Origin of the sequence: Kitasatospora sp. NPDC057198 (genome assembly GCF_042670125.1) — a bacterium.
GTDB lineage: Bacteria > Actinomycetota > Actinomycetes > Streptomycetales > Streptomycetaceae > Kitasatospora.
The window spans coordinates 1-3,086 of the sequence record NZ_JBHUWH010000673.1 but is presented as its reverse complement, the minus strand read 5'-3'; the positions used below and the strand labels follow the sequence as shown (position 1 = coordinate 3,086).

At 77.1% G+C, this 3,086-nt stretch carries 2 protein-coding genes; both read right to left on the bottom strand.

Features of this window, described 5'->3' with window-relative positions:
* Window positions 1-55: 55 nt before the first annotated feature.
* On the bottom strand, window positions 56-1,567 hold the full coding sequence (locus ACFUEL_RS37565; RefSeq protein WP_380242371.1) for an FHA domain-containing protein: 1,512 nt from the start codon (window positions 1,565-1,567) through the stop codon (window positions 56-58).
* 43 nt (window positions 1,568-1,610) lie between these two features.
* Entirely contained in the window at window positions 1,611-2,939 is a 1,329-nt protein-coding gene (locus tag ACFUEL_RS37560) for a VWA domain-containing protein (protein WP_380242369.1), read from the bottom strand.
* Window positions 2,940-3,086: the final 147 nt, after the last annotated feature.

Genomic DNA, 3,086 nt, shown 5'->3' with positions numbered 1-3,086 from the left:
GAGCCGGACTCCCCGGCGGCGGGCCGGTGGTGACGCACCGTCAGCTTCCGCGCCGTCAGGCCAGGTGCACCGTGATGGTGGTCCAGGCGCCGACGTGGATCCGGTCGCCGTCGTTCAGCGGGACGGCGGTGTGCGGCGGCAGGGTGTCCGGGCTGCCGTTCATGGTGGTGCCGTTGGTGGAGTCCTGGTCGACCACCACCCAGCTGCCGTCCGGCTGTTCGGCCAGCAGGGCGTGGTGGTGCGAGGCGCCCGGGTCCTCCGGGGAGGCCGACAGGTCGATCTCCGGCACGGTGCCGCGCTGCTGGCTGCGCCGGCCGATCCGCAGCTGGCCGCGGCCGGTCAGCTGGATCCGCCGCTCGGAGGCGTACTGCGGGAAGTACAGCCCCGCCGCCTCCGGGCCGCTGCGGGTCATCATGTCGGTGAAGTACTCGTGGTCGGGCGCCACCACGGCGAACCAGGTGGCGCGCTGCTGCGGCGCGCCCCCGGGCTGCTGTCCGGGCGGGGTGAGCCGGAACGACGTGCCCGAGTCGGAGCCCGGCTGCGGCTGGGACGGCCGCCCCGGCGCGGACGGCTCGGGGTACACCGGGCCGGTGCGCTCGTAGTCGATGTCCGGGAACCCCGCCGCCGGGGGCTGCTCGAAGTGCGGCGCGGGCGGGGCGGACGGCGCGGCCTGCGCGGCCGGGTAGCCGGGCGCGCCGGACTGGCCGGGGCGCTCGTACGGCTGCTGCGGCTGCGGCGGCTGGTGCTGCTGCGGCTGCTGCGGCTGCTCGTACGGCGGCGGGGCCGGGCGCTCGTACGGGGACTGCGGCGCGTGCGGCTGGTGCTGCTGCGGCTGGTGCGGCTGCTCGTAGGGGGCCCGCTGCTGGTGCTGCTCGTACGGCTGCGGCGGCTGCGGCTGCTGCGGCGGCCGCTGCTCGTACGGCGGCGGGGCCGGGGGCTCGAACGGGGACGGCGCGGCCGGGGGCGCGGCGGCGGGCGGCGGGAAGCCGTAGCCCTGCTGCGGGGGCCGCTGGGCCTGCGGCGGCGCCGGGGGCGGCTGGTGGCCCAGCGGGGCGGGCGCCGCGCCCGGCGGGCGGGCGGAGGTGGCCAGGTTGTAGTCGTAGCCGCACTCCTCGCAGTACCGGCCGGTCTGCGGGCTGCGGCAGATCGGACAGGTGACCAGCCCGGTGGTGGGCGGGGGCGGCGGCGGAGCGCCGTACGGGCCGGGGGCGCCGGGTGCGCCGGGCGCGCCCGCGGCGGGCCCGGTGGGCGTGCCGGCGGGCGGGGTCGGCGTGCGGCGCGGCTCGAAGTAGCCGCCCCCGCCGACGGGGGTGCCGGACGGCGGGGTGCTGCCCGGACCCGGCCCGACCGGCGGGTAGCCGGAGGAGGTGTACGGGGGCGGGCCCGGCGGCGGCGCGGCGGGCCCGCCGGGGTGCGGCTGGGCGCCCGGCTGCCCCTGGGCGCCGGGCTGGGCCGGGCCGTTCGGGAAGCCGGGGATCGCCAGGCCGGGCGGCGGCGTCATCGGGAAGCCGCAGTAGTCGCACCAGTCCTCGGCCTGTGACTCGTGTCCCCTAGGGCAGATCGGCATCAGGTCCCCACTCCAGCAGGTTCGGGTCCGGCGGGTGTCCGGCTCACTTCTTCACGCGCACGGTCTTGGTCGACCGGGTCTCGAGGGTCATCGAGTCGGCCTCGCTCACGTTCTTACGGAACCGAACGGTACCCTCCCGCTCGTCGACCACGTCCACCACCTTCCGCAGCAGCTTGAGGGTGCCCTCGTTGCCGCTGGCGTATGCGAGTCGGACGGCGGTTCCGAGTTCGGCGCCCGCCCGCGCCAAGTCGCCCGCCCGGTGGGCCTCCAGGCCCACGCGGATCGAGTCGGCCAGCTCGGCCTGCCCGGTGTAGTGCGCGACCTGCGGGTTGATCCGGGTCGAGGAGGCCAGGTCGTCCGTCCACACGGCGCGCACCAGGCCCTGGCCGAGCACCTCGGCGGTGCCGTCGGGGTGCGGCAGGACCAGGCTGATCCGGGCCGCCAGCATCTCGCTGCCGACGGCCGCCGCCGGGACCTCCACGCACACGTGGTAGTCCCGGGACTCGTCGCCCCAGGAGCCGGTCGGGTAGTCCGCGGCCCGGGTGCCCGCCGGGGTGCGGCGGTCGGTGAGGTCCTCGAACGCCGGGGCGGCCTGCTTGACGAACCGCACCCGGGCGTTGGCGGGCGTCCACACCCGCAGGGCGACGTCGGCGACCTGCTTGCCCATGGTGGCGGACATGACGGCGCGGAAGTCGTCGGCCAGCCCGGCGGACTCGGCGACGATGTCGACGGTGCCGAGCAGTGCGGAGGCGATCCTCCGCAGCTCGGCGACCTCCCAGTCGGTGCCGACGCCCCGGCAGTCGGCGGTGAAGTACCCGGCGGCGGCGTCCAGGGCGCGTTGCAGGTCGGCGGGCTTCTCGTGCTCGTTGCGGCCGTCGGTGAGCAGGACGGCGTGCCGGATCGAGGCCCCGGGGCGGGAGGCGAACAGCTGCTGCGCCCTGGCTATCCAGGTGCCGATCGCGGTGCCGCCGGACGGGGTGAGCCGGCGCAGCGCGTCCTTGGCCCGCTCGCGGGTGTCCCGGTCGGCGGTCTCCAGCCGGCCGCCGCCCGGGTAGACGTCGACGGCCTCGTGCGTCCCGGCGACCACGGCGAAGGCGACGCCGTCGCGCAGTTCGTCGATCGCGGCGGCGGTGGCCTCGCGGGCGTGCCGCATCTTGCTGCCCGGGTGCTCCATCGAACCGGAGCAGTCGATCACCAGCACCACGGCGGCGTCCGGCCCGGGGGCGCCGATCGGCCGCCCGCCGGAGGTGCCGCCGCCGGTCGCGGTGACCGTGACGATGGCGTTGACCTCCTGGGCGCCCTGGGCGAGGTACTCGTTCTGGAAGACGTCGACGTCGAACCGGGGCGCGTCGGGCTTGGACAACGAGGCCATGCGGAGAGCTCCTGTCGCGGAGGGGCGGTGGCGGTGGCGGTGTCGTTGGTGGTGCCGTTGGGCGTGGTGCCGGTGGTGCGGTGGTGCGGTGGTGCCGCCGGTGGGCGGGTCAGCCCTCGGCGGGCACCGGGACGGGCGGAGCGGAGG